The 26,871-nt window shown below is 71.8% G+C and carries 21 protein-coding genes and 1 tRNA gene; 12 read left to right on the plus strand and 10 right to left on the minus strand.

The features are described 5' to 3' along the window. Window positions 1–252 precede the first annotated feature (252 nt). From ACWGIG_RS18890 to ACWGIG_RS18905, 4 genes are all read left to right on the plus strand, one after another. Entirely contained in the window at window positions 253–1,146 is an 894-nt protein-coding gene (locus ACWGIG_RS18890; RefSeq protein ID WP_453322751.1) for an FAD binding domain-containing protein, read from the plus strand. Beyond that, the gene (locus ACWGIG_RS18895; RefSeq protein ID WP_453322752.1) at window positions 1,143–3,269 is read left to right on the plus strand and encodes a 2Fe-2S iron-sulfur cluster-binding protein; all 2,127 of its coding nucleotides are present in this window, start codon (window positions 1,143–1,145) and stop codon (window positions 3,267–3,269) included. The genes ACWGIG_RS18890 and ACWGIG_RS18895 overlap by 4 nt, the downstream gene beginning before the upstream one ends. Beyond that, entirely contained in the window at window positions 3,266–5,569 is a 2,304-nt protein-coding gene (locus tag ACWGIG_RS18900) for a xanthine dehydrogenase family protein molybdopterin-binding subunit (RefSeq protein ID WP_453322753.1), read from the plus strand. Before ACWGIG_RS18895 ends, ACWGIG_RS18900 begins: the two co-directional genes overlap by 4 nt. Before the next feature lie 172 nt (window positions 5,570–5,741). After that, the gene (locus ACWGIG_RS18905) at window positions 5,742–6,317 is read left to right on the plus strand and encodes an AAA family ATPase (RefSeq protein ID WP_453322754.1); all 576 of its coding nucleotides are present in this window, start codon (window positions 5,742–5,744) and stop codon (window positions 6,315–6,317) included. Window positions 6,318–6,394: 77 nt separating this feature from the next. Here ACWGIG_RS18905 and ACWGIG_RS18910 read toward each other — a convergent pair. Further along, window positions 6,395–6,469, minus strand: a tRNA-Cys gene (locus tag ACWGIG_RS18910). 172 nt (window positions 6,470–6,641) lie between these two features. Next, a complete protein-coding gene (locus ACWGIG_RS18915; protein WP_453322755.1) occupies window positions 6,642–7,508 on the minus strand; it encodes an alpha/beta fold hydrolase in 867 nt (288 codons plus the stop codon). Window positions 7,509–7,647: 139 nt separating this feature from the next. On the opposite strand from ACWGIG_RS18915, the gene ACWGIG_RS18920 reads away from it, so the two are divergent. The 4 genes from ACWGIG_RS18920 (at window position 7,648) to ACWGIG_RS18935 (ending at window position 13,467) form a co-directional block, all read left to right on the plus strand. Next, window positions 7,648–9,105: an MFS transporter gene (locus ACWGIG_RS18920; RefSeq protein ID WP_453322756.1), complete on the plus strand. Its 1,458-nt coding sequence runs from the start codon at window positions 7,648–7,650 to the stop codon at window positions 9,103–9,105. A gap of 387 nt (window positions 9,106–9,492) precedes the next feature. Then, complete coding sequence (locus ACWGIG_RS18925) at window positions 9,493–11,274, plus strand: DEAD/DEAH box helicase (RefSeq protein ID WP_453322757.1); 1,782 nt, start codon at window positions 9,493–9,495, stop codon at window positions 11,272–11,274. Window positions 11,275–11,882: 608 nt separating this feature from the next. After that, the gene (locus ACWGIG_RS18930; RefSeq protein WP_453322758.1) at window positions 11,883–12,524 is read left to right on the plus strand and encodes an IclR family transcriptional regulator; all 642 of its coding nucleotides are present in this window, start codon (window positions 11,883–11,885) and stop codon (window positions 12,522–12,524) included. Between the two features lie 133 nt (window positions 12,525–12,657). Next, the gene (locus ACWGIG_RS18935) at window positions 12,658–13,467 is read left to right on the plus strand and encodes a hypothetical protein (protein WP_453322759.1); all 810 of its coding nucleotides are present in this window, start codon (window positions 12,658–12,660) and stop codon (window positions 13,465–13,467) included. On the opposite strand, the gene ACWGIG_RS18940 is transcribed toward ACWGIG_RS18935, so the two are convergent. The 7 genes from ACWGIG_RS18940 to ACWGIG_RS18970 form a co-directional block, all read right to left on the minus strand. Further along, window positions 13,418–14,764 (minus strand): MFS transporter, encoded by a 1,347-nt coding sequence (locus tag ACWGIG_RS18940; protein ID WP_453322769.1) that lies wholly within the window; start codon window positions 14,762–14,764, stop codon window positions 13,418–13,420. The two genes, ACWGIG_RS18935 and ACWGIG_RS18940, sit on opposite strands and share 50 nt — an antisense overlap. Before the next feature lie 360 nt (window positions 14,765–15,124). Next, window positions 15,125–15,796, minus strand: coding sequence for an ArsR/SmtB family transcription factor (locus tag ACWGIG_RS18945; RefSeq protein ID WP_453322760.1), 672 nt, complete (start codon window positions 15,794–15,796; stop codon window positions 15,125–15,127). Window positions 15,797–15,886: 90 nt separating this feature from the next. Beyond that, window positions 15,887–16,777, minus strand: a complete 891-nt coding sequence (locus ACWGIG_RS18950) for a glycine betaine ABC transporter substrate-binding protein (protein ID WP_453322770.1) — start codon at window positions 16,775–16,777, stop codon at window positions 15,887–15,889. 155 nt (window positions 16,778–16,932) lie between these two features. Continuing rightward, window positions 16,933–17,814 (minus strand): ABC transporter permease, encoded by an 882-nt coding sequence (locus tag ACWGIG_RS18955; protein WP_453322761.1) that lies wholly within the window; start codon window positions 17,812–17,814, stop codon window positions 16,933–16,935. After that, window positions 17,811–19,037, minus strand: a complete 1,227-nt coding sequence (locus tag ACWGIG_RS18960) for a betaine/proline/choline family ABC transporter ATP-binding protein (protein WP_453322762.1) — start codon at window positions 19,035–19,037, stop codon at window positions 17,811–17,813. The genes ACWGIG_RS18955 and ACWGIG_RS18960 overlap by 4 nt, the downstream gene beginning before the upstream one ends. Next, window positions 19,030–19,677, minus strand: a complete 648-nt coding sequence (locus ACWGIG_RS18965; protein ID WP_453322763.1) for an ABC transporter permease — start codon at window positions 19,675–19,677, stop codon at window positions 19,030–19,032. Before ACWGIG_RS18965 ends, ACWGIG_RS18960 begins: the two co-directional genes overlap by 8 nt. 97 nt (window positions 19,678–19,774) lie before the next feature. Then, window positions 19,775–20,245: an Lrp/AsnC family transcriptional regulator gene (locus tag ACWGIG_RS18970; RefSeq protein ID WP_266653353.1), complete on the minus strand. Its 471-nt coding sequence runs from the start codon at window positions 20,243–20,245 to the stop codon at window positions 19,775–19,777. A gap of 171 nt (window positions 20,246–20,416) precedes the next feature. Here ACWGIG_RS18970 and hppD point away from each other — a divergent pair, with 171 nt between their 5' ends. Together hppD and ACWGIG_RS18980 are read left to right on the plus strand one after the other, a co-directional pair. Then, window positions 20,417–21,565 (plus strand): 4-hydroxyphenylpyruvate dioxygenase, encoded by a 1,149-nt coding sequence (gene hppD, locus ACWGIG_RS18975; RefSeq protein ID WP_453322764.1) that lies wholly within the window; start codon window positions 20,417–20,419, stop codon window positions 21,563–21,565. Between the two features lie 315 nt (window positions 21,566–21,880). Beyond that, window positions 21,881–23,014, plus strand: a complete 1,134-nt coding sequence (locus ACWGIG_RS18980) for a serine hydrolase domain-containing protein (protein ID WP_453322765.1) — start codon at window positions 21,881–21,883, stop codon at window positions 23,012–23,014. A gap of 134 nt (window positions 23,015–23,148) precedes the next feature. Here ACWGIG_RS18980 and ACWGIG_RS18985 read toward each other — a convergent pair whose 3' ends face one another. Next, complete coding sequence (locus ACWGIG_RS18985; protein WP_453322766.1) at window positions 23,149–24,558, minus strand: tetratricopeptide repeat protein; 1,410 nt, start codon at window positions 24,556–24,558, stop codon at window positions 23,149–23,151. A gap of 342 nt (window positions 24,559–24,900) precedes the next feature. On the opposite strand from ACWGIG_RS18985, the gene ACWGIG_RS18990 reads away from it, so the two are divergent. After that, on the plus strand, window positions 24,901–26,277 hold the full coding sequence (locus tag ACWGIG_RS18990; RefSeq protein WP_453322767.1) for an FAD-binding oxidoreductase: 1,377 nt from the start codon (window positions 24,901–24,903) through the stop codon (window positions 26,275–26,277). A gap of 122 nt (window positions 26,278–26,399) precedes the next feature. After that, the gene (locus tag ACWGIG_RS18995) at window positions 26,400–26,783 is read left to right on the plus strand and encodes a VOC family protein (RefSeq protein ID WP_453322768.1); all 384 of its coding nucleotides are present in this window, start codon (window positions 26,400–26,402) and stop codon (window positions 26,781–26,783) included. The last annotated feature ends 88 nt before the right edge of the window (window positions 26,784–26,871 follow it).

Here is a 26,871-nt window from a genome sequence, read left to right on the forward strand (position 1 = left end):
GCCGTACCCGCCCCCTCCGGAACGTCCCAAGACGGTCATTCGCCTCTCATCAGGAATTTCGGTGATTCAAGGGATTTCGGCGATTTCAGGGATGAGGGACGAAAGCGGATCCATGCCCCGTCCGGGGCGAGAAGTCCCATGGTGGACCCTCGCGTCGGGCGGATCCGAAGATGTGCCAGAGTTGCCACGTCCGGGCCGGGAGCACGTACCGTACGGCGCAACAAGGCGGGACACCGGGAAGGGGCAGCTGGGTTGACCACGCACGCACCGCAGGCGGCGCAGTCCGTGACGCTGCCTGCCTCGCTCGACGAGGCCGTGGCGGCACTCACCGCCATGCCCGCCGCCGTGCCCGTCGCGGGCGGCACCGACTTGATGGCCGCCGTGAACTCCGGGCACCTCAGGCCCTCCGGACTCGTCGGCCTCGGCCGGATCAGCGAGATCCGCGGCTGGCAGTACCAGGACGGGCACGCCCTCCTCGGCGCCGGCCTCACCCACGCCCGGATGGGCCGCCCCGACTTCGCGGCGCTCATCCCCGCCCTCGCCGCCGCCGCCCGCGCGGCGGGCCCGCCGCAGATCCGCAACGCGGGGACGCTCGGCGGCAACATCGTCACCGCCGCCCCGACCGGCGACTCCCTGCCGGTGCTGGCGGCCATCGAAGCGACCCTGGTCGTCGCGGGCCCCGGCGGGCAGCGCGACATTCCGGTCTCCCATCTCCTCGCGGGGCGCGCGATGCTGGAGCCGGGCGAGCTCATCGCCTTCGTCCGCGTACCGCTGCTGCACGCCCCGCAGGTCTTCTTCAAGGCCACCGGACGCACCGGCCCGGGCCGCGCGACGGCCTCCGTCGCCCTGGTCCTCGACCCGGCGCGACGCGCAGTGCGCTGTGCGGTGGGGGCCATCGCGCAGATGCCGCTGCGTCCGCTGGAGGCCGAGGCCTGGATCGCGTCGCTGATCGACTGGGACGGCGAGCGCCGCCTCGCCCCGGAAGCCTGCGAGGCCTTCGGCGAGTACGTCGCTGCCGCCTGCATCCCGGACCCGCCCCAGCCGGCCGACGGGGGAGAGCCGCAACCGCTGCCCCCCGGCGTACTGCACCTGCGGCGCACGGTCGCCGCGCTGGCCCGACGAGCACTGGGGAGGGCACTCTCGTGACCGACAACACCGAGCACCCCGACCGCACCGAGCACCCCGACGGCACCGGGAACCGCGGCCTCACCGGGAACCGCGGCCAGGCCGAACCGGTTCTCGGCCCGGCGTCGGCCGGCTGGCAGCCGACGCCGCAGAGCGGGGAGTACGACGCCGACGCCACGGCGTTCGTCCAGCTCCCCGAGGGCCTGGACTTCTCCGGCACCGGCGACCCGCTTGCCGCGCCCGGCCACGACTACGTACCGCCGCACATCACGGCTCCCCTGGAGACCGGAACCTGGAACGTCCACCTGCACCAGGACCCGCAGGCCTTCCAGTCACAGTTCCACGAGACACAGCCGCAGCTGCCGCAGCAGCACTCGCAGTCTCCGCATGCACACCAGCCGTTCCCGTCCCACGGGTCGCAGGTGCATGAGCAGCAGGTGCATGAGCAGCAGTCGCATGAGCAGCAGTCGCATGAGCAGCAGTTGCGCGAGCCGCAGTCGCATGAACGGCAGTCGCACGAGCCGCAGGCCTACCAGCCGCACCAGCCGCAGCCCCAGGGGCCGTCGGCGGGCTGGCCGGTCGCCGGTCACGACGCGGGCGCCACCAGCCAGTGGAACTTCACCGAGGCCTTCGACGCGGCCCCGTCTCCCGCCCCGACGTCGCCCGCCCCTGCTCCGGCCGCCGACCTTGCGGGTTCCCTCGGCCCGGACTCCGGCCTGCCGACCGGGCAGTGGACGATGCCGTCCGCCGACGAGGAAGCCCCGGACGACTCCGGCGAGTTTCCCCCCGCCCCGGCGGCCCCCTGGCACGCTCCGGGAGCTCCGGCGACCCTGCCGGGCGGGGCCCCCGCGCCCTGGGCGATCCCCGGAATGCGGCCCGCCGCTGCTCCGCCCGCCGACGTACCGCGTGAGCCGTCGGCCGAGGCGCCCGTCGAGCCGATGCCCGTGCCTGTGCCCGTGTCCGTGTCCGCGCCCGGGTCCGGGTCCGCAGAGCCCACACCTGCCGAGCCCGAGGCCGTGCCTGGCGCGGAGGAAGCACCCGACGGCGCCGACGTTGCAGATGCCGACGCCGTGACGGACCCCGTTGCCGGAACCGACCCGGCCGACGACGGCCGGGGGAGCGAGGACGGTCAGGAGGCCGCGGTCGCGGCCCCGGAGCCGGCCACCGAGCCCGACACCGCCCCTGCCGACCCCGACTCCACGTCTTCCGAGGTGCCCGAGGCATCCGCGGCAGCCGGAGCCGCCGAGGCCCCGGCTCTCGACGCCCCGGCAGAGGACACCCCGCTCGACTCCGCGGCCGACGCCACCGTGGACGCGGACACCGACGCAGCTGTCCAGGCCGACCCCGACGCCGCCCCGGAGCCGGGACCAGCGGCGGAGTCCGGCGTGGCAGAGGCCGGAGCGGGGGAGGTCGGCGCGGTGGAGGCCGGAGCCCCGGCCGTACCCGGTACGGACCCCGCAGCCGGGTACGCCCCGGAAGCCGGTATCGAACCGTCCTACGCCGCCCCGCACGAGCCCGCCCACTTCTTCCACAACGAGCCCAGCGAACACCCGCACGCCTCCTACGTGTTGCGGGTCAACGGCGCCGACCGGCCCGTCACCGAAGCCTGGATCGGCGAGTCGCTCCTCTACGTGCTGCGCGAACGCCTCGGCCTCGCCGGAGCCAAGGACGGCTGCTCCCAGGGCGAGTGCGGCGCCTGCGCCGTCCAGGTCGACGGCCGGCTCGTCGCCTCCTGCCTGGTGCCCGCCGCCACGACCGCCGGCTCCGAGGTCCGTACGGTCGAAGGACTGGCCACCGACGGCGAGCCGTCCGACGTCCAGCGAGCCCTGGCCAACTGCGGTGCCGTGCAGTGCGGCTTCTGCATCCCGGGCATGGCGATGACCGTCCACGACCTGCTTGAGGGCAACCACGCACCGACCGAGCTGGAGACCCGGCAGGCCCTGTGCGGCAACCTCTGCCGCTGCTCCGGCTACCGGGGCGTACTCGAAGCCGTGCGCGACGTCGTCACCGAGCGCGAGGCGAGTGCAGAGGCCGCGGCCACCGGCCAGGCCACCGACGAGGCCCGCATCCCGCACCAGGCGCCCCCCGGCGCGGGCAGCGCCCAGCACACCTTTCACCACCCGCACGACGGAGGCATGGCGTGAGCAACGACGCGGCCACCGCGACCGCAGCGGTCGGCGGCACGCAGCAGGAACCGCCCGCACACGGCATCGGCGCCTCGCTCCCCGCGTCCGACGCGCGCGCCAAGACCGAGGGCACCTTCCCCTACGCGGCCGACCTGTGGGCCGAGGGCCTGCTGTGGGCCGCGATCCTGCGCTCCCCGCACGCGCACGCCCGCATCCTCTCCGTCGACACCAGTGCCGCAGCCGCGATGCCGGGCGTCCGCGCCGTCGTCACCCACGTCGACGTCCCCGGTGACCCGCACTACGGCCGCAAGGTCGTCGACCGCCCGGTGTTCGCCGCCGACCTGGCCCGCCACCACGGCGAACCGATCGCCGCCGTCGCCGCCGACCACCCCGACACCGCCCGGCTGGCGGCTGCCGCGATCGCCGTCGAGTACGAGATCCTCGAACCGGTTACCGACCCCGAGAAGGCCTTCGCCGCCGAGTCCCTGCACCCCGACGGCAACCTGATCCGGCACATCCCGCTCAGCTTCGGCGACCCCGAGATCACCGGCGAGGTCGTCGTCGAGGGCCTCTACCGGATCGGCCGCCAGGACCCCGCCCCCATCGGCGCCGAGGCCGGTCTCGCCGTGCCCCGCCCGGACGGCGGCGTCGAGATCTACACCGCCTCCACCGACCCGCACACCGACCGCGACCTGGCCGCCGCCAGCTTCGGCCTGGAACGCGAACGCGTGAAGATCGTCGTGACCGGCGTGCCCGGCGCCACCGGAGACCGCGAGGACGCGGGCTTCCAACTCCCGCTCGGCCTGCTGGCGTTGCGTACGGGCTGCCCGGTCAAGCTCGCCGCGACCCGCGAGGAGTCCTTCCTCGGCCACGCCCACCGCCACCCGGCCCTGCTGCGCTACCGCCACCACGCGGACGCCGAGGGCCGCCTGGTCAAGGTCGAGGCACAGATCCTGCTCGACGCGGGCGCGTACGCCGACGCCTCGTCCGAGTCCCTCGCCGCCGCCGTCTCCTTCGCGTGCGGCCCCTACGTCGTCCCGCACGCCTTCATCGAGGGCTGGGCAGTCCGTACGAACAACCCCCCGTCCGGCCACGTCCGGGGCGAGGGCGCCCTCCAGGTCTGCGCCGCGTACGAGGGCCAGATGGACAAGCTCGCCGCCAAGCTCGGCCTGGAACCCGCCGAACTGCGCATGCGCAACGTCCTGGCCACCGGTGACCTCCTGCCCACGGGGCAGACCGTCACCTGCCCGGCCCCGGTCGCCGAACTCCTGCGCGCCGTACGGGACTTCCCGCTGCCCGCCCTCCCCAAGGACTCCCCGGAGGAGGGCTGGCTGCTGCCCGGCGGTCCCGAGGGTGCGGGCGAACCCAGTGCCGTGCGCCGAGGCGTCGGCTACGCCCTGGGCATGGTGCACATGCTCGGCGCCGAAGGCACCGACGAGGTCTCCACCGCCACCGTGAAGGTGCACGACGGCGTCGCCACCGTCATCTGCGCCGCCGTCGAGACCGGCCAGGGCTTCACGACGCTCGCCCGCCAGATCGTCCAGGAGACCCTGGGCATCGAGGAGGTGCACGTCGCCTCCGTCGACACCGACCAGCCCCCGGCGGGACCGGCCACCCACGGCCGCCACACCTGGGTCTCGGGCGGCGCGGTCGAGCGGGCCGCGAAGATGGTCCGCACCCAGCTGCTCCAGCCGCTGGCGCACAAGTTCGGCATGTCCACCGAGCTGCTCTCCATCGCCGACGGCAAGATCACCTCGTACGACGGCGTGCTGAGCACCACCGTCACCGAGGCCATGGACGGCAAGGAACTGTGGGCCACCGCCCAGTGCCGCCCGCACCCCACCGAGCCCCTGGACGAGAGCGGGCAGGGCGACGCCTTCGTCGGACTCGCCTTCTGCGCCGTCCGCGCGGTCGTGGACGTCGACATCGAACTGGGCTCCATCCGGGTGGTGGAGATGGCGGTCGCCCAGGACGTCGGCCGCATCCTCAACCCGGCGCAGCTCGCCGCCCGCATCGAGGCCGGTGTCACCCAGGGCGTCGGCGCGGCCCTGACGGAGAACCTCCGGACCCCGCGCGGTCTGGTCCGCCACCCCGATCTGACGCACTACGCCCTGCCGACGGCCCTGGACGCCCCGGACATCCGCATCGTCAAGCTCGTCGAGGAGCGGGACGTGGTGGCCCCCTTCGGCGCCAAGCCGGCGAGCGCGGTACCGGTCGTCACCTCGCCCGCGGCGGTCGCCTCGGCGGTGCGGGCGGCCACCGGGCGCCCGATCAACAGGCTGCCGATCAGGCCGCAGGCAGCGGTCAGCAACCCCTGAGACCAGGGCCTCGCCCCGGGGAGCGCGGCAGGCTCCTCGGGTGGCTGGGTGGCTGGGTGGCTGGGTGGCTGGGTGGCTGGGTGGCTGGGTGGCTGGGTGGGACGGGTGGCTACCAGGGCGCCAGGGCCAAACTCGCGAGCCGCGTACGGCAGTTCTGCGTACGGTTCCTTTCGTGGTCGACTCCAAGATTGCAGAACTGGACTCCGCCGTCGTGCTCGTGACCGGAGTGATGGCGGCAGGGAAATCCACCGTCGCCCAGGCGCTCGCCGAGCGCCTGCCCCGCGCCGCCCACGTCCGCGGGGACGTCTTCCGGCGGATGGTCGTGTCCGGGCGGGCCGAGATGGTGCCAGGCGCGGACGAGGACGCGCCGGCCCAACTGCGGCTGCGTCACCGGCTCTCCGCCGGCACCGCCGATGCGTACGCGGCCGAGGGCTTCACCGCGGTGGTGCAGGACATCGTCATCGGCAAGGACCTGGACGAGTACATCGGCCTGGTGCGCACCAGGCCGATGTACGTGGTCGTACTCGCCCCCGATCCGCAGACCCTCGCCGTCCGCGACGCGGAGCGGGCGAAGACCGGATACGGCGGCGGCTGGACGCCCGAGGTCCTGGACCGGGCCATGCGCGAGGAGACTCCGCAGGCTCACCTTGGCAGAGCCGGTACTCAAAGTGCCGGTTCCGGTATGTGTACTGCCGCTCTGAGCAGGGGATTTGATGTGCCACTGCTGATTGTCAGTGGCGGCGGCTAGTCTTTTTCCGTACGCAGAATTCGCGCGATGGAGCGGGTGGGAGGTGGTGCGGTACGGGGCGCGGAAAGGGCCGGGAATGGAGGCCGTGATCGGAATCGAACCGACGTAACTCGCTTTGCAGGCGAGCCCCTGAGCCACTCGGGCACACGGCCGTGTGCTGCTTCGTTCTTTGACAACTCCAGAACGGTAGAACGGAATTGGGGCCCCGTTCAAGGCCCCTGGATGCGCTGCAACGGGACTGACACGCCCCGTTCACAGAGCGGCTTCACGGTGCCTTTCGCAGTGCTCCCCCCTTGCTTTTCGCATTGCTCTTCACAGTGCTCTTCACAGCGCTCCGAGGAACGAGGACACCGCCGCCCGGAAAAGGTCGGGGTCGTCCACCCACGGATAGTGGCCCACCCCGGGAAGCCGCCGCCATTCGCCCCGGGGAAAGGAAGCCGCGACCGCTTCCCCCACCCGTACGCCTGTGATCGTGTCCAGTTCGCCCGTCACCACGAGCACCGGACAGGACACCTCTCGCAGGTTCGCCAGGACGGCCCGCCGGGCCCGGTCGTCCACGCCCTGGTGGAAGCCCGTCCGGGGGACCTGTCTGAGCCGGGCGGGCTCCGCCGCCGCATGGGCGCGCTGCGGGGCGTCCCACCTGGCGTACGCCATCGGGGCCGCCCGCGCCAACAGCACGCGGACCTCCTCGGGTTCGGAGGCCGTGGCGAGGCGCCGCACGGCGTCCGCGGCATCCGGCCACCATTCCTCGGCCCGGCGCGACTCGAAGATCTCCCGTGTGTCGTCGGGGAGTTCGTCCCGTACGCCCTGGAGGCGGCCCTCGGGGCAGACGAGGACCAGCTGGCTCAGCCGCTCGGGATGGGTGGCGGCGTACGACTGCGCGGTGGCGGCAGCCGCGTCGTGGGCCAGCAGGGCGAAGCGGTCCACACCGAGGTGCGCGCGCAGCGATTCGAGGTCCTGGGCGAGTGCGGGGAAGGCGTAGCGGTCCGGGTCGGCGGCCTGCGGCGAGCTGCCGGTGCCGCGGGAGTCGGGGATCAGCAGGCGGTACGCGCGGTCGAGGCCGCCCAGGTTCCCGAGGTGGGCGGCGTCCCGGCCGGGGCCGCCCGACAGGCAGACGAGGGGGACGCTGGAGGCGGGTCCCAGCACCCGGTAGGCGAGTGCTGCGTCGTCGTACGAGCGGTAGTTCGGCATGGCCGTACACCTGCCCCGTCCTCGCCCGACCACCGGTTTCACAGTGCACCGATCCTGCTCCGGTCGTACGACCAAGGGCGGAGGCCGGCCCCGCCCGGAGACAGGGTTCAACCAGGGGTACGGCCCTTACTCTGGGCCTATGACCGCCCTGGGACCCCGCGACGCCGATGTCGCACCGACCGACATGTCCGCCGAACCCCCGTCCCCGCCCGAGGGGGTGCTGGGCAAGAGGCACCGGGCACTGAGCATCGGCATCGTCTCGGTCGTCCTGCTGATCGCCTTCGAGGCGACGGCCGTCGGTACGGCGATGCCGGTCGCGGCACGCGAGCTGCACGGCATCCCCCTGTACGCCTTCGCGTTCTCCGCGTACTTCACCACCAGCCTCTTCGCGATGGTGCTGTCCGGTCAGTGGGCCGACCGGCGGGGCCCGCTCGCGCCGCTGACCGCGGGGATCGTGGCCTTCGCGGCCGGGCTGCTGCTGTCGGGCACGGCGGGCACGATGCTGCTGTTCATCCTCGGCCGGGCCGTCCAGGGGCTCGGCGGCGGGCTGGTGATCGTCGCGCTGTACGTGGTGATCAGCCGCGCCTATCCGGAGCAGTTGCGCCCGGCGATCCTGGCGGCGTTCGCGGCGAGCTGGGTGGTCCCTTCGGTGGTCGGGCCGCTCGCGTCCGGGGCGATCACGGAGAACCTCGGCTGGCGCTGGGTGTTCGTCGGCATCCCGGTCCTGGTGGTCTTCCCGCTGGCGCTCGCCCTGCCCGCGATACGGCGGATGGCGGCCGGTCCCGCCGACCCGGAGGCGCCGGTCCCGCCCTTCGACCGCAAGCAGATCCGGCTGGCGCTGGGGATCTCGCTGGGCGCCGGGCTCCTCCAGTACGCGGGCCAGGACCTGCGGTGGCTGTCGCTGCTGCCTGCCGTGGTGGGCGCGGCCCTGCTGGTGCCGGCCGTGCTCGGGCTGCTGCCCAGGGGCACCTACCGGGCGGCGCGCGGACTGCCTTCGGTGGTGCTGCTGCGAGGGATCGCGGCGGGTTCGTTCATCGCGGCGGAGTCGTTCGTGCCGCTGATGCTGGTCACCGAGCGGGGGCTGTCCCCGACCATGGCGGGACTGTCGCTGGCGGTCGGCGGCGGGACCTGGGCGTTCGGATCGTTCGTCCAGTCGCGTCCGCGCATGGAGCCTTACCGGGAGCGGCTGGTCTCCCTCGGCATGGTCCTGGTGGCGGCGGCCATCGCGGTGGTACCGACCGTGCTGATCCCGTCCGTGCCGGTGTGGGTGGTCGGTGTCGCGTGGGGCTTCGGCTGCTTCGGGATGGGAATGGTCATCGCCTCGACCAGCGTCCTGCTGCTGAAGCTCTCCGCCCCCGAGGAGGCGGGCACCAACTCGGCCGCCCTCCAGATCTCCGACGGCCTGTCCAACGTGATGCTGCTGGCGATCGGCGGCGCGGTCTTCGCGGCCCTCGGCGGCGGCGCGGTCGCAGCCCACTCGACGGCCGCGGGCGGCGGCTCCCATCCGGTGGCGTTCGCGGCGGTGTTCCTGCCGATGGCGTGCGTGGCGCTGGTGGGGGCCTGGGTGGCCACGCGGCTGCGGGAGCGGGAGGCATAGGGCGCGCGACCGGCAGGGCTCCGCACCCGACTCCTGGCAGAGGGCGGAGGGCGGAGAGCTGAGGGCGGAGGGCGGAGGGCGGAGAGCTGAGGGCGGCCGTCGCGGCGGGGGTCCTGACGGGGGCCCAGGTCGGCGGGGGCCCAGGTCGGCGGGGGTGTCCGGGACGTGTCGGGGATTCCGTGGAGATCGGGCGGCAGCTTCGGGTCATGCCGGTGAGGTCCGTGCGAGGACTGTGAGCTGGGTCCCATCCCCGGCCCGGCCGGACGTGCTCACCGCGCGTTCCGGTCGGGGCGCCGGTAAGGTGGCCCGGTTGTCGTACGGGGCCGGGCCGTGATCCGGTCACACTCCGCGACAGCTGCCACGTACCCGACGCTGCGACCGGAGACCGTGACTACTACCACCTCCCACCACCTCTCACCCGCCTTCCCCGGCCGTGCCCCCTGGGGCACCGCCAACAAGCTGCGAGCCTGGCAGCAGGGGGCGCTGGAGAAGTACATCCAGGACCAGCCGCGAGACTTCCTCGCGGTGGCGACGCCCGGCGCAGGCAAGACGACCTTCGCGCTGACGCTCGCCTCGTGGCTGCTGCACCACCATGTGGTCCAGCAGATCACGGTGGTCGCCCCCACCGAGCACCTGAAGAAGCAGTGGGCGGAAGCCGCCGCCCGGATAGGGATCAAGCTCGACCCGGAGTACAGCGCGGGACCGCTCAGCAAGGAGTACCAGGGCGTCGCGGTGACGTACGCGGGTGTCGGCGTGCGGCCCATGCTGCACCGCAACCGGTGCGAGCAGCGCAAGACGCTGGTGATCCTCGACGAGATCCACCACGCCGGTGACTCGAAGTCGTGGGGCGAGGCCTGCCAGGAGGCGTTCGACCCGGCGACCCGGCGCCTCGCCCTGACCGGTACGCCCTTCCGGTCGGACACCAACCCGATTCCCTTCGTGGAGTACGCGGAGGGGAACGACGGGATCCGGCGTTCATCGGCCGACTACACCTACGGGTACGGCAACGCCCTGGCGGACGGCGTCGTCCGGCCCGTGATCTTCCTCAGCTACAGCGGCAACATGCGGTGGCGCACCAAGGCCGGTGACGAGATCGCGGCACGGCTCGGCGAGCCGATGACCAAGGACGCGATCGGGCAGGCCTGGCGGACGGCGCTCGCGCCCACCGGCGAGTGGATCCCGAACGTACTGGCAGCCGCCGACAAGCGGCTGACCGAGGTCAGGAAGGGGATTCCGGACGCCGGTGGCCTGGTGATCGCCACCGACCAGGACTCGGCCCGTGAGTACGCCAAGATCCTCAAGAGGGTCACCGGGCAGAAGGCCACCGTCGTGCTCTCCGACGAGAAGGCGGCGTCGAAGAGGATCGACCAGTTCGCGGAGGACGGCTCCCGCTGGATGGTCGCGGTGCGCATGGTGTCGGAGGGCGTCGACGTGCCGCGCCTCGCGGTCGGCGTATACGCGACGACGATTTCGACCCCGCTGTTCTTCGCGCAGGCCGTCGGACGTTTCGTGCGTTCGCGGCGCAGGGGCGAGACGGCCTCGGTGTTCGTGCCGACGATCCCGATGCTGCTCGACTTCGCGAACGAGATGGAGGTCGAGCGGGACCACGTCCTCGACAAGCCCAAGAAGGGCAGCGAGGAAGAGAACCCGTTCGCCGAGGAGGACAAGCTCCTCGCCGACGCGGAGCGGCTGGAGGACGAGGAGACCGAGGACCAGCTGCCGTTCGAGGCGCTGGAGTCCGACGCGGTCTTCGACCGGGTGCTCTACGACGGCGCCGAGTTCGGGATGCAGGCGCACCCCGGCAGCGAGGAGGAGCAGGACTATCTGGGCATCCCCGGGCTCCTTGAGCCGGACCAGGTGCAGCTGCTGCTCCAGAAGCGGCAGACCCGGCAGATCGCGCACAGCCGCCAGAAGCCGGCCTCCGAGGCCGACCTGCTGGAGAAGGCCGCCGAGGCCCGGCCGGTCGTCACCCACAAGCAGCTGCTGGAGCTGCGCAAGTCGCTGAACACGATGGTCGGGGCGTACGTCCACCAGAGCGGCAAGCCGCACGGTGTCATCCACACCGAACTGCGACGGGTCTGCGGCGGCCCGCCGAGCGCCGAGGCGACGGCCGGGCAGCTCAAGGAGCGGATCAAGAAGGTGCAGGAGTGGGCCACCCGGATGCGGTGAGGGCCCGAGGGGTGGGTCGGGAGGGCTCCTCAGTGGTGCGCTGAGGGAGCTCCCCCTGCGGCTTTCCGCAGACAGTGGGGCGGGTGGGTTCGGCGGGGCCGGGCGTTCGGCGGGGCGGGTGGGGCCGGGGTACGGCTGAGGGCGGGATCCGGCTCTGGGTGCGTTTCCGGGTTCCGCCGGTTCCACCCGCCCTGCCGGTCCTGCCGGTGCCGCCCTGCCGTCTCGCGCGGATGGGACCCGTCCGAGTGGTGGTCTGAGAGATGGTCCCCACAGGGTCGCCCCCCGCTATGTCCGTTGCGGCATTGCGCTGGTCGGCGCGGGCATATGCGCCGAAGTCCCGCCCCGTCGTGACTTCGTCCCCGAGGGCCGTGCGCGCGCCCACGGAATGATCAACTCCCTTCCTGCGCCCGGATTCTGGACGAGGTCTTCCGCTGAGCGGACTGGATCGCTACCTTTCCCGCAACGCATAACGCCCCGTGGCAGAGCCGCCCCGGAGCGCAGCCGGTGCCATGGCCTGCCGGCGGCCTCTGCGCGCGTCGCCGACGGGACCGGTGACGCGCACCATGCGCAGGAGGACCGTCCGCACTCACCACAGAGGAGTGGGCGTCGTGACCGCGGAGACTTCCCAGACGCTCGACAGAGGACTGCGGGTCCTCAAGCTGCTCGCCGATACCGACCACGGACTCACGGTCACCGAGTTGTCCAACAAACTCGGCGTCAACCGCACCGTGGTGTACCGGCTGCTCGCCACGCTCGAACAGCACGCGCTCGTACGCCGGGACCTGGGCGGTCGCGCCCGGGTCGGGCTCGGGGTGCTGCGGCTGGGACGGCAGGTCCACCCCCTCGTACGGGAGGCCGCGCTGCCCGCGCTCAGGTCTCTCGCCGAGGACATCGGGGCGACGGCCCACCTCACGCTCGTCGACGGCGCGGAGGCCCTCGCCGTGGCGGTGGTCGAGCCGACCTGGACGGACTATCACGTGGCCTACCGGGCGGGCTTCCGCCACCCGCTCGACCGGGGCGCCGCGGGCCGGGCGATCCTGGCCGCGCGGCAGAGCGTCATGACCGAGCCCGGGTACACGCTCACCCACGGCGAGCTGGAGGCCGGTGCGAGCGGGGCCGCAGCCCCGCTGATAGGGGTCACCGGGGTGGAGGGCAGCGTGGGCGTCGTCATGCTGTCGGACTCGGTTCCTGAGCGGGTCGGGGCCCGGGTGGTCGACGCGGCCAAGGAGGTCGCGGACGCACTCCGCTGAGGTACGTGGTGGGTGTGGACGTGCCCTGCTGAGGTACGTGGTGGGTGCGGACGTGCTGCGCCGAGGCGTGCGGTGCGTGGGGGCGCGCTCGGTGGGCGCGGGGGTGGGCGGAGGGGGCCGTTAGATTGGGGGAGTGCTCCCTCTTCTCTCTCGGCTCTCCCGCAACAGCCGTCTCGCCGTCTGCGCCCTGCCCGTCGTCGCACTGCTCGGGGTGGCCGCCCTGGCGCCGCTGCCGTTCGCGGTGGCCCAGCCCGGGTCGGCCACCGACGTCCTGGGCAAGGACAGTGAGGGCCGGCCGGTCATCAGCGTGACCGGTGTGCCGACCCGGGAAACCACCGGGAAGCTGCGGATGACGACCATCGTGGCCACCGGCCCGTCCATCGACCACCGGGTCGGCGAGCTGGCCGACGCCTGGTTCCGGGACGACCGGGCCGTCATGCCGCACGACGTCGTCTACCCGACCGGCGGCGACGACGAGGAGGTCGCCGAGCACAACAAGGGGGAGATGCTCAAGTCGCAGAACAGCGCCGTCTCCGCCGCGCTCGGCTACCTCGGCGACAAGGGCAGGGGCGCCAAGGTCGACCTCCACCTCGCCGACATCGGCGGCCCCAGCGCAGGGCTCCTCTTCACGCTCGGCATCATCGACAAGATCGACGGAAACGGCGCGGGCAGCGACCTGACGGGTGGCCTCGACGTCGCAGGGACGGGGACCATCGACGCGGACGGAACCGTCGGCCAGGTCGGCGGCGTACCCCTGAAGATCAAGGGGGCCAGGGCGGACGGCGCGACAGTCTTCCTCGTACCGAAGGACGAGTGCTCGCAGGCCAGGACCGGCCTGCCGGACGGGATGCGGCTGATTCCCGTGAGCACCCTCGACGACGCGGTGTCCTCGCTCAGGGAGCTGGGGAAGAAGGGCGGGGCCGGGAAGGTGCCGAGCTGCTGAGCGGGACCGCCCGGGCAGGCGTGTCCGGTCCGTCGTTCGGTCCGTCGTTCGGTCCGTCGTCCGGTACGTCGTCCGGACCGTCGTCCATCGTCCGCCAGGACGGGAAGACCAGCGGGCTCAGGGTGATCAGGAAGTAGACCCCGCCGACCAGCAGCATCGCGGCGGTCAGGCCCGCCCCTTCGACCAGGAAGCCCGCGGCCAGGCCGCCCAGCGGGATCGTCAGCTGGCAGCCCGCGGTGAGCATTCCCGAGACGCGGGTACGCAGCTCCGGCGGCACGCGTTCGAAGATGACCGTGCCCAGGATCGGGTTGAGCGTGCCGATCGCCAGCCCGCCGATGACCAGGGTGACCGCCAGGGGCAGCGTGCTGTCCGTCAGCGCGGCGACCGCGAAGCGCGGCACCTCGCCGACGACGAACGCCGCCGTGAAGACCGTACGGCGTGAGAAGCGGTGGCCCACCGCCCCGTAGAGCAGGGCGCCGAGCAGGGCCGCGCCGCCGAACAGGGCTCTCAGCAGGCCGAGTTGGGTGGCTCCGCCCAGATTCTCCTTGGCGTGCACCGGGAAAAGGACCGAACCCCACGACTGGTTGAGCCCGTTGGTGAACATCACCATCAGGACGACGGCCAGCAGCAGTCCGCCGGAAGCCACGTAGGAGTAGCCCTCGCGCAGGTCGCGGCGGTACGCGGAGAAGGAGACCCGTGCCGTCGACCTCATGGGCTCGGCGGCCCGCACCCCGCGCACCCCGGCCGCGATCAGCGTCGCCGACAGGGCGAACGTCACCCCGTCCAGCAGCAGTACGGCCTCCGCGCCGAGCAGCGCGATCAGTACGCCGGCCAGCGAGGCGCCGGCCATCCGGGCCCCGTTCGACGCGGCCTCGAAGAGGGAGGTCGCCCGCGACAGGGTCGTCCCCGCACGTGCGGCGAGATCGGGTATCAGTACGGACCGGGAGGTCATGCCGGGCGTCGCGACCAGACCGCCGACCGCCATCAGGGCGCACAGCATCCAGAACTCCAGCACCCCCGCGTAGTGCAGCACCGGGATCGCCGCGACCGTGAGGCCGCAGATCACATCGGTGACGACGCTCGTGCGCCGCCGCCCGAACCGGTCGATGAACGGCCCACCGACCAGCGCGGCCACCACCACCGGCAGCGTCGCGCAGAACGCCACGAAACCGGCCCGGCCCGCGCTGCCGGTGGTCTGGAGCACGAACCACGGCACGCCGATCAGGGTGAGCGAGTTGCCGACGGCGGAGACGGTGTGGGCGGTCAGGAGGGCGGCGAGCGGACGCCGGTCGCTCATGCCCTGCTCGCCGGCCGGGTGCCGGTCGCTCGCGCTGCCTTCTCCGGCCGGACGCCGGTCGCCCGTGCCCTGCCCGTCGTGCTGCGGATGCCGCTCGTTCATGCCGTACCGGTCGTACGGACCCGGGGTTCGACGCCGGCGCCTGCCGTACGGACGAGGCGTAGGCCCAACTCGACCAGGACCCAGCCGAGTTGGGCGCGTAAGGGGCGGTGGGGCAGGTCCGTCCGCAGGGCGGCGGCCCGGCGGTTGGCGGCGTCCTGCCGCTGGAGGTCGGCGGACCGGGCGGCGTGCAGGTAGCGGAAGGTTTCGGGGTGCATGGAGTCTCGTCCTCTCGGTCCTCGGTGGAGGGGGCCCGCTCGTTCAGCCCCTGGCGAGGGGGAAGCCGTGCAGGTGAATCCGGTACTGCTCGGTGTCGCCCGTGGCCGGGGCGGCCTCGGCGCCGGGGCGGTAGCTGTCGATCAATTCCTCGATGCGCCGGTTCAGTTCGCGTGCCAGCTCCGGGGTCAGGGCCAGGGTGTAGTCGCTCAGTTCGGTGGACCGCCGCCACTCGTCCGACCACTCGCGCGAGGTGCCGATCCAGGTCCCGACCTCCTGGGTGTGCATGTTGGCCACCTCGTGCAGGAAGAGGTCCGCCGCACCGCGCACCGCCGGGTCCGGGCTGTCGGACAGCGTGCTGTCGAAGGTGGTCCCGTGGTGGATGGCCTGCCACCAGCGTTCGCGGCCCTTGCCCCGCTCCGGTGCGTCCTCCACGAATCCGTACGCCGCCAACTGGCGCAGGTGATAGCTGGTGGCGCCGCTCGACTCGCCAAGCTGCTCAGCCAGTTGGGAAGCGGTGGCAGCGCCGGAGAGGCGCAGCGTGCGAAGCAGCTGGAAGCGCAGGGGATGGGCAAGCCCTCGCAGGGTCCGGGCGTCGAGGGCGTGGATCTTCCGCTCGGTAGCCGGCTTCTGCAAAGCGTCGGGGGAGCCGGGAGTGCCGGAGGAGCCAGGAGTGTCGGCGGCGTCGGCGGAGCCAGGGGTGTCGTGTGCGGGCATGCGCCCACCGTAAAGTTGCAAAGAGTCCGTTGCAAGGGTTTCTTTGCAACTACTTCTTTGCAAGTCTGAAAGGACTCAACTCCCCGTCCCCTAGCCCTCCTTGATGAACCCCTCCTCCACCAGCCACTCCTTCGCCACCACGTGCGGATCCTCCCCGTCCACGTCCACCTTGGCGCTCAGCTCCTGCGCCACCTCGTTGCTGAGCCTCGCCGTGACAGGGGACAGGAGCCCGGTGATCGCCGGGTACTTCTTCAGGGTTTCGCTGTTGACCTCGGGGGCCGCGTTGTAGTTGGGGAAGAAGCGCTTGTCGTCCTCCATCACCGCCAGGTCCATCGCCTTGATCCGGCCGTCCGTCGTGAAGACCTCGCCGTACGTGCACGACGAACCCCCGGACACCTGGGTGTAGATGATCCCGCTGTCCATCTTCGCGATGTTGCCCGGCCGGATCCGCATCCCGTACGCCTTCTGCATCCCCGGTGCCCCGTCGTCCCGCGAAGCGAACTCGGGGGCCACGCACAGCGTCACCGCCGACGGGTCCTTCTTCGACAGGGCCGCCACGTCGGACAGTGTCCTCGTGCCGTACTTCTTCTGGTTGGCCTTGTTCATGGCCAGCGCGTACGTGTTGTTGAGGGTGGCGGGCGGCAGCCAGCTGATGCCGTTCGCCGCGTCGGCGGCGCGTACCGCCTCCCACTGCTTCTTCGGGTCGGTGATCGGCTTGTCGTGCCCGAGGTAGGTGATCCACGCGGTGCCCGTGTACTCGTACATCACGTCCGCGTCGCCACCCTTGACCGCTTCCCGCGCCCCGATCGATCCCTGGATCCCGGTCCGGTCGAGCACGTCCGCGCCCGCCGCCTCGAAGACGAGCCCCAGGATCTGGCCGAGGACGAGCTGTTCCGTGAACTCCTTCGAGGTGACGGTCAGTTGGGCCCCCTCAAGCGGCAGCCCCGCCCCGACCGTGCCCGGCCGTACGTCGTCCACCATCGGGCTGCCGCTCGTCAGCCCGCACCCGGATGCCAGCACGGCGAGGGCAACCAGCCCGGCACCCAGCCCCGTAACCGGCCCGGCACCCAGCCCCGTAACCGGCCCCGCACCCAGCCCCGTAACCGGTCCTGTGACCGGCCCCGTCGTACGACGCCTCATGCCCCGACCTCCAGTCCGCGCGGTCGCAGCAGCAGCTCCACCAGCGACGCCAGCCAGTCCACGAACAGCGCCAGCGCCACCGTCAGCAGTGACCCCAGCACCAGCACCGGCATCCGCTGCGTCGTGATCCCCGTCGTGATCAGGTCGCCGAGCCCGCCGCCCCCGCCGAAGGCGGCCAGCGTCGCCGTGCCCACGTTCAGCACCAGCGCCGTCCGCACGCCCGCCAGGATCAGCGGCACGGCGAGCGGCAGCTCCACCTTCGCCAGCACCCCGGTCCTCGACATGCCGATGCCGCGCGCGGCCTCAAGGAGCGTCGGATCGTTGGCCCGCAGACCCGCGACGGTGTTGGAGAGCACCGGCAGCACCGCATAGATGATCATGCCGATCAGAGCGGCCCGCTTCCCGATCCCCAGCCAGATCACCAGCAGCGCCAACAGCCCGATCGCAGGCGTCGCCTGCCCGATGTTCGCGAGCGTCGTCGCCGCGGGAGCGGCCTTCCGCAGCCCCGGCCGGGTCAGCAGGATCCCCAGCGGAATCGCGATGACCAGGACGAAGAAGGTGGAGATCGCCGTCAGCTCGACGTGCTCCTGGAAGCGCAGCCAGACGTTGCCGCCCGCGAGCGCGTTCTGCGCGATCGAGTCCAGCTCGGCGGACCGGAACCACATCCACGTCGCCAGCAGCACCACCGCCAGCACCGCCGGCATCAGCACCACCTTCAGCCACGTCACCCGGCGCGGCAGCCGCTCGGCAGCCACCGCCGACCCGACCCCGGCCGCCTCCGGAGCCACGCCACCCTCGTCCCGGAACGCGACCCCCTTCACCTCGTGCTCGCCCTCGGGCCGCTCCCGGTCGGCGCCGCCCGCGCTCCCCGGGCTCACGCCGGCTCCGCCTGCTCGCCCACCGGCGGACGACGGTGTTCCGCCGCCTCCAGCCGGTCCGCCTCCAGCATTTCCTGTACGGAGTTCATCAGCGTCGCCATGTCGACGACGCCGGTGAACTCCCCGCGCCGCCCGGTCACCGCCACCCGCCCCGCGTTGTCGATCAGTACCGCCTCCAGGGCGTCCCGCAGCGTCGCGTCCCGGGTCACGGTGTCGTGTACGAGCGTCCCCGCCCGCGCCAGCGAGCCCTTCGCCCGCATCAGGTCGCCCCGCCGCAGCCACTTGTACGGCCGCCGGTGCCGGTCGAGCAGCAGCAGCTCGTTGGTCTGCGCGTCCCGCAGTCTGTCGAAGATCTCCTGGAGCGGGTCCTCCACCGTCACCGTCGGGAAGTCCGCGATCTCCACGTCCCTTACCCGCGTCAGATTCAGCCGCTTCAGCGCGGCCCCCGCGCCCACGAACCCGGACACGAAGTCGTCCGCCGGATTCGTCAGGATCGCCTCGGGGGTGTCGAACTGGGCGATGTGCGAGCGGTCCCGGAGCACCGCGATCCGGTCCCCGAGCTTGATCGCCTCGTCGAAGTCATGGGTGACGAACACGATCGTCTTGTGCAGCTCGTGCTGGAGCCGGATGAGCTCGTCCTGCAGATGGTCCCGGGTGATCGGATCGACGGCCCCGAACGGCTCGTCCATCAACAGCACCGGTGGGTCGGCGGCCAACGCCCTTGCCACGCCCACCCGTTGCTGCTGGCCTCCCGACAGCTGGCGCGGATACCGCCCGCGGAACTGGCCCGCGTCGAGGCCCACCAGGTCGAGCATCTCCTCGACCCGTGCGTTCACCCGGGCCTTGCTCCAGCCGACCATCTTCGGTACGAGCGCGATGTTCTGAGCCACCGTCATGTGCGGGAAGAGGCCCGACGACTGGATCGCGTACCCCACCTTCCTGCGCAGCTTCACCGGATCCATGTCCGTGACGTCCTCGCCGCCGATCCGGATCCGCCCGGACGTCGGCTCGATCAGCCGGTTGATCATCTTCAGCAGGGTCGTCTTGCCGCCGCCGGAAGGGCCGACGAAGACGACGGTCTCCCCGGCCCGGATCTCCAGGCTGACGTTGTCGACGGAGGGGTACGGATTGCCCGCGTACCGCTTGGTCAGGTTCTCCAGCCGAATGGCGGCACCACTGGCGGCGCCACCGGCTGCACCAGAAGCGGAAGGCGATTCAGGCACGGATCCCCCTAGGGATGGTCAGACGCCCCACCAGGACGTACACGGCATCGAAGATCAGCGCGAGCAGCACGATTCCCAGCGTCCCCGCGAGCACCTGATTGAGCGCGTTCTTGCTGCCCAGCGAGGCGATCCCGCGGAAGATCTCATTGCCGAGACCGGGCCCGGAGGCGTACGCGGCGATCGCCGCGATCCCCATCAGCATCTGGGTCGCGACCCGGATCCCGGTCAGGATCGGCGGCCACGCCAGCGGCAGCTCCACCCTCACCAGGCGCGCCGCCCGCGACATCCCGAGCCCGCGCGCCGCGTCGACCAGCGTCGGGTCGACGCCGCGCAGACCGACGATCGCGTTCCGTACGATCGGCAGCAGCCCGTACAGCACCAGCGCGATCACGGTCGGCGCCACACCGAGGCCCACCACCGGGATCAGCAGACCGATCAGCGCCAGCGACGGCACGGTCAGGATGCCGGACGCGGCCGTCGTCGCCAGGTTCCCGGCCCACTCGCTGCGGTACGTCAGGATGCCGATCAGCACCCCCAGTACGGTCGCCACGACCATGCACTGGAACACCGCGCTGGCGTGCTGGAAGGCATCCGCCAGCAACTGCTGGTACCGGCTGCCGAGATACTCCCAGAAATCCACGGGCCACTCCTCGGCGACGAGAGTCGGGCGACAGGGCGGGCGATCGGGCGAGCGACAGGCCGGACGACGGGCGGACGAAAACTCTCGCCGCCCCTCGTCAGGTCAGACCGGAAGCCTGCTCCACCAACGGGATGATCCGCAATGGAACGGGGTTCTCCATGACGATCGCCGTGGAGGCCCGGACGATGCCATCAAAACCCACAACCCGGTCAATCACACGTTGAAGGTCCGCATTCGACCGTGCGACGAGGCGGCACAGCATGTCCCCGTGCCCCGTCGTCGTGTGCAGTTCCAGGACTTCGGGCACCGATCCCAGATGTGCCCGTACGTCCGCGCCCTGCCCCTGCTTGATCTCCAGTGTCGCGAACGCCGTCACCGGATAGCCGAGCGCCGCCGGGTCCACGTCCGGGCCGAACCCCCTGATGACGCCGTTCGACTGAAGCCGGTCCATCCGCGCCTGGACCGTCCCGCGGGCCACGCCGAGCCGCCGCGACGCCTCCAGCACCCCTATCCGGGGCTCACGGGCCAGCAGCACGATCAGCCGCCCGTCCAGCTCGTCCACAGCCATACGCACTCCCCGGGGTCAGTCGTCCCGGCCGGGCCGCCCCAGGCGTCCGCCGGCCGTCTCCGCTGGTCATCCTGTACAGATCGCCCCTCCATACTCACTCTCCACTGCACACATTGACCAGCGTTTACGCAAACTATTGCGCACCTTGCGATGTGGGGCGACGCTCCACTCATGACTGAGACCACGGAACACTCCACCCCCACCACCGCGCGCGAGGCCGACCCCTTCCCGGTCAAGGGAATGGACGCGGTCGTCTTCGCCGTCGGCAATGCCAAGCAGGCCGCCCACTACTACTCGACCGCCTTCGGCATGAAGCTCGTCGCGTACTCCGGACCGGAGAACGGCAGCCGCGAGACCGCCAGTTACGTCTTGGAGAGTGGCGCAGCCCGCTTCGTCCTCACCTCCGTCATCAAGGCCGCCACCGACTGGGGCCGCTTCGTCGAGGCCCATGTCGCCGAGCACGGCGACGGCGTCGTCGACCTCGCCATCGAGGTCCCGGACGCGCGCGCCGCGTACGCCTACGCCGTCGAGCACGGCGCCACCGGCATCGAGGAGCCGTACGAGACGAAGGACGAGCACGGCACCGTCGTGCGCGCCTCCATCGCCACGTACGGACAGACCCGTCACACCCTCGTCGAGCGCAGCGGCTACAGCGGCCCCTACCTGCCGGGCTTCGTCCCCGCGAAGCCGATCGTGGAGCCCCCCGCCAAGCGGACCTTCCAGGCCATCGACCACTGCGTCGGCAACGTGGAACTCGGCAAGATGAACGAGTGGTGCGCCTTCTACAACAAGGTCATGGGCTTCACGAACATGAAGGAGTTCGTGGGCGACGACATCGCCACCGAGTACAGCGCGCTGATGTCGAAGGTCGTTGCGGACGGCACCAAGAAGGTCAAGTTCCCGATCAACGAGCCGGCGATCGCGAAGAAGAAGTCGCAGATCGACGAGTACCTTGAGTTCTACGGCGGCCCCGGCGTCCAGCACATGGCGCTCGCCACCAACGACATCGTGGCCACGGTGAAGGCCATGCGGGCCGCGGGCATCGAGTTCCTCGACGTGCCCGACAGCTACTACGACACCCTCGGCGAGTGGGCGGGCGAGACCCGCGTACCGGTCGAGATCCTGCGCGAGCAGAAGATCCTCGTCGACCGCGACGAGGACGGCTACCTGCTGCAGATCTTCACCAAGCCGGTCCAGGACCGCCCGACCGTCTTCTTCGAGATGATCGAGCGCCACGGCTCCATGGGCTTCGGCAAGGGCAACTTCAAGGCCCTCTTCGAAGCGATCGAGCGCGAGCAGGAGAAGCGCGGCAACCTGTAGCCCGCCGACCCGGGCCGGGCACCTTCCCCTGCCGAACGGCCCCTCCACCCCTGCGGCCCCACGGACCTGCCCCGTGGGGCCGCAGTGCGTTTTGCCCCCTGCGAGAGGGCAGGGGGCAGGGGCAGGGGGCGGAGGACGGGCCCTAGGGGACATCCCGAGCAACATCGGTGTCCGTGAGGGAAGTTGGTCGGGGTCCGGCCAGGGGCGGTCTCCTTCCCCGCGACGAGCTCCGGGGAGCGTGTGGATCGCAGGATATGAGGCGTAGCGCGGCGCCGATCTTCAACGCCGCACCTCCGCAACCGCCTTGGAGCATCCGTGAACCGCCGTGCCCGTACCGCCCTGGCCGCATCCCTCGTCCTCGCCTTCGCCGCCGGGCCGCTTGCCGCGCCCGCACTCGCCCAGGCGCGCCCCGCCGCCGCGACGACGGCTGCGCACGGGCCGGACGTGGCGGCGTTGGAGAAGGCGCTGGTGGGGCTGCCCGACAGTGTCGCCACATCGGCGGTCGTCCGGGTGGGCGGCAAGGGGAGCTGGCGGGGCAGTGCCGGGGTGCGGGACCTGCGGACCGGGGCGAAGGTCCTGGAGAACGCCCGCTTCCGGGCCGGTTCCACCACCAAGGTGGTCACCGCCGCACTGGTCCTGAAGCTGGCCGCCGAGGGCCGTGTCCGGCTGGACGGGACCGTCCAGCAGTACCTGCCGGGGCTGCTGTCGGCCGACTTCGCGCCCGTCACCGTGCGGCAGTTGCTCAACTACACCAGTGGTCTGCGAGGGGGCAGAACCCTCGGCGACACCGTCGACGAGGAGTACCCGCACCGCTTCGAGACCCTCCCGCCCGAGGAGGTCGTCGCGTCCGCCGTCGCCAAGGGGCCGCTCCATGCGCCCGGCGCGGAGCAGCACTACGGCAACATCCACTACCTCGTACTCGCCATGCTCGTCGAGAAGGTGACCGGCGACTCGTACGCACACCAGGCCCAGGTGCGGATCTTCAAGCCGCTCGGCATGCGCGACACGTCCTTCCCCGCCGGGCCCGACCCGCGCATCCACGGTCCGCACAACCGTGGCTACGAGGACATGGACGGCCGGATCGTCGACGTCACGGAGTGGAACATGTCCGACCGGAAGGGCGCCGGGGACATGATTTCGACCGCGGCGGATCTGGAGCGGCTGCTGCTGGGGCTGTTCCGGGGGAGGGTCGTGCCGGCGCCGCAGCTGAAGGAGATGTTCACGATCCCCGGAGTGCCGGGGGCGCGGTACGGGGCCGGGCTGGAGAAGTTCGAGGTGAACGGCCGCGAGGTCTGGGGCAAGACGGGGGCGCGTCCGGGGTACCACACGGTGCTCGCGGCGACCCCCGACCTGTCCCGCACCCTCGTGTACTCGGTCACCGCGACCGACGCCAAGGGCAGCGGCCTGAGCCTCGCCCAGCGCTTCGCGTTCCCGGCGTTCAACCGCTGACCCGGCAGGCCCTGCCCGGAGGGGGCACACCCGGAGGGGGCACACCCGGAGGGGGCCGGAAGAATGTCTCACTTACAGGTGTAAGTGAGACATTCCGCAGGACCCTCCCCCTCCCCGGCCCGGCGCGGCTGGTGTCAGCGCCGCTTGCGGGGTGAAGGCGTCGCCGTGCGGGTCTCCCGGTCCCGCCCGTCCGCGCTCCGGGCAACGGACTTCTTCGGGCGGTACGGCCACACATGGCGCGGCCCGCCCTCCGGCGGCTCGCCCAGCCGGGTCAGGGACGTCTGTGCGCGCGGCGCCCAGAGCGGGGAGAAGACCGGGTTGATGCGCAGTGCCTCCTCCAGGTGCCGTCGCGCGGCCCCGTAGTCGTCCGTCGCCCGTTCGATCTCGCCCCGGTGGTAGAGGAAGAGCGCGCTGCGCACCCCCTCCTTCTTCGTCGCCCTCTTGGCGTACTCCAGGGCTGCTTCGTCGTCACCCGTACGGTGCAGCGCCCAGCCCAGCGCGTCGGCGACCTCCGGGCCCGGGTGGAGCGACCACTCCTCCCGCAGCAGTTCCACGGCCGTGTCCGCGTCGCCGTGGTCGGCCTCCAGACGGCCGAGCACCAGGCCGCCGCGCACGCCCTGCTTGCTGTTCCAGGCGACCTGGGCGCGGGCGACCCCGTACTGGGGCTCGCCGTTCCCGCCGGTGGACTCCGTCAACTCACCCAGTTCCAGGGCGTATTCGGGGCGTGGAGTGAGAGCGAGAGCCGTCCGGTACGCCTTCACCGCCTCGGGTGTGCGCCCCAGCGCCGCCAGCACCCGCGCCCGGCCCGCGACCGCCGCGCCCCGCTTGCGGTCCAGGGCGATCGTGGACTCGTAGAAGCCGAGGGACTCCGCCAAGTCACCGCGCTCCCAGGCGAGTTCGGCGGCGCGCAGCAGCTGGTCCGCCTTCTCCCGCGGTGAGCCCGCGACCGCCACCGCCTCCGAGGCCAGGGCCGCCGCGTCCTCCCGCCAGCCCTTGTCGCGGTACGTCTGCGCCGTCCAGCCGAGTGCCACCGCCCCGCCCCGCTTCTCCATCAGCCCCTCGGCCGTCCGGGCAGCGGCTTTCGGGTCGCCGAGCCGCCCGTAGGTGTCGATCAGCAGCGGATACGTCGCCCAATCCTGGGGCGCCTGCCTCTGCACGATCTCCCCCCACCGTCTGGCCGTCGCGAAATCACCGCGCACGTAAGCCAGTTGGGCCATCGACGCCAATCCGGCGAGGTTGCCCCTGTCCGCCGACCGCACGGCCAGGGAGCGCTTCAGCGCGGCCTCCGCCTTCGGGTAGTAGGCCGCGTCGGCCGCCCGCAGCCCCCGCCCCACCAGGGCCGCACCGAGCGCCGACCACGCACCGTCGTCCCGCGGGTTCGCCCTCACCCGGGCGTTCAGGGCGGCCAGCGAGCTCGCCGCACCCGGGGCGCCCGCCACCGGTTTCGGCGCCGGCCGCTGCCCGTCCCCCGACGGGGGCAGCAGTACGAGCGCCCCGGCGGCCAGCGCTGCCGCCGCCACCGAGGCGATGGCGGTACGCCGCACCAGCGACGAAGGCTTCCTCGGCTTCGGTTCAAGCCCAAGCCCAAGCCCAAGCCCCAGTCCCCGCGCGGGCCCAGGCCCAGGCGCGGGCCCAGGCCCAGGCGCGGGTCCAGGCCGAGGCCCGGGTCCAGGCCGAGGTCCAGGCGTGGGCCCGGGCGCAGGCCCCACCTTCGCCCCCGGTTCCGGCGACTCGGCGGCGGGCTCCCTGGCAAGGTCCGTGGCGGGCTCCGGCTCCATGGCGTCCATGCCGCTCACTCTGCGCCAGTACGACGAGCACACCCGTCCGCCGCGAACGGATACGCGGACGGGTTCACACCGATGGCCCCGGGTGCCAGGCTGGGCAGCATGGATGATCTTCAGGAACTGCGGAGTCTGCTGAGCGAAGGACTCCCGGACGAAGCCCTGCTCACCGACCCCGACGTCATGGCCTCGTACGCCCACGACATGGCCAGTTTCTGCACGGCCGGGGCGCCCGCGGCCGTTGTCCTGCCCCGCACCGTCGAGCAGGTCCAGCACGTCATGCGCACCGCCACCGCCTGCCGCGTCCCCGTCGTCCCGCAGGGCGCCAGAACCGGACTCTCCGGCGCGGCCAACGCCTCCGACGGCTGCATCGTGCTGTCCCTCGTCAAGATGGACCGCATTCTGGAGATCAGCCCCGTCGACCGGATCGCCGTCGTCGAACCGGGCGTCATCAACGCCGTCCTGTCCCGCGAGGTCGCAGCCCTGGGCCTCTCCTACCCGCCGGATCCCTCCAGTTGGGAAATGTGCACCATCGGCGGCAACATCGGCACCGCGTCCGGCGGCCTGTGCTGCGTCAAGTACGGGGTGACGGCGGAGTACGTCCTGGGCCTCGACGTCGTCCTCGCGGACGGCCGGCTGCTCAGGACCGGGCGACGTACGGCGAAAGGCGTCGCCGGATACGACCTCACCCGGCTCTTCGTCGGCTCCGAGGGCAGCCTCGGCATCGTCGTCCGCGCCGTACTCGCCCTGAAGCCCGCACCGCCCCAACAGCTCGCCGTGGCAGCCGAGTTCCCGTCCGCCGCTGCCGCCTGCGAGGCGGTCTGCGAGATCATGGCGCGCGGCCACGCCCCGTCACTGCTCGAACTCATGGACCGCACCACCCTGCGCGCCGTCAACGCGATGGCCCACATGGGCCTCCCCGAGTCGACCGAAGCCCTGCTCCTGGCCGCCTTCGACACCCCCGACCCGGCAGCCGACCTCGCCGCCCTGGGAGAGATCTGCACCGCCTTCGGCGCCACCGAAGTCGTCCCCGCCGAGGACTTCGCCGAGTCCGAACTCCTGCTCAAGGCAAGGCGGTTGGCACTCACCGCGCTCGAAGCCGTCAAGACCGCCACCATGATCGACGACGTGTGCGTACCCCGCTCGAAGCTCGGCGCGATGATCGACGGCACCGCCGCCATCGCCGAGAAGTACGACCTGACCATCGGCGTCTGCGCGCACGCGGGCGACGGCAACACCCACCCCGTGGTCTGCTTCGACGCGGCCGACGAGGACGAGTCCCGGCGTGCCCGCGAGTCCTTCGACGAGATCATGGCGCTCGGCCTGGAACTGGGCGGCACGATCACCGGGGAGCACGGCGTCGGCGTGCTCAAGAAGGAGTGGCTGGCCCGTGAACTCGGTCCGGTGGGAGTGGAGTTGCAGCGGGGAGTCAAGGCCGCCTTCGACCCGCTCGGAATCCTCAATCCCGGAAAGCTGTTCTGAACCCGGAGCCGTAGGACCTTGGGCGGTGGGGGAGTGGTCCCCCCGCCCGATGCGGCGGGCAGCGGTCCCGCCGTAGCGTGCGGGGGCAGGCCAGTTGTTGCACGTACCGACGAGGAGGAACCGTGCCCGCACGCCTCGACCACACCATCGTCCACAGCCGCGACCGCTTCACCGCCGCCCGCTTCCTCACGGAACTCATGGGCGCCCCCGAGCCCAAGCCCTTCGGCCCGTTCGCCAGCGTCCCGCTGGAGAACGGCGTCACCCTCGACTACATGGACGACGACAGCGACCACATCGTGCCCCAGCACCTTGCCTTCCTGGTCACGGACGCCGAGTTCGACGAGATCTTCGCCCGCATCCAGGAACGCGAAATCCCCTACTGGGCCGACCCGCACGGCGCCAAGCCCCAGCAGATCAACCACGAGCACAAGGGCCGCGGCTTCTACTTCCGCGACCCGGACAACCACGCTTTCGAATTCATCACCCACACGTACGTGACGGACTGACCCCGGTCCCACGCCCTCGCCCGCCCTAACCCTCGCCGTCCTGCGAGGTCGCGAGCAGCTCGGCCAGCGCGTCGTCCAGGCCGAGCTG

It is taken from the genome of Streptomyces sp. NPDC054863, from assembly GCF_053610825.1.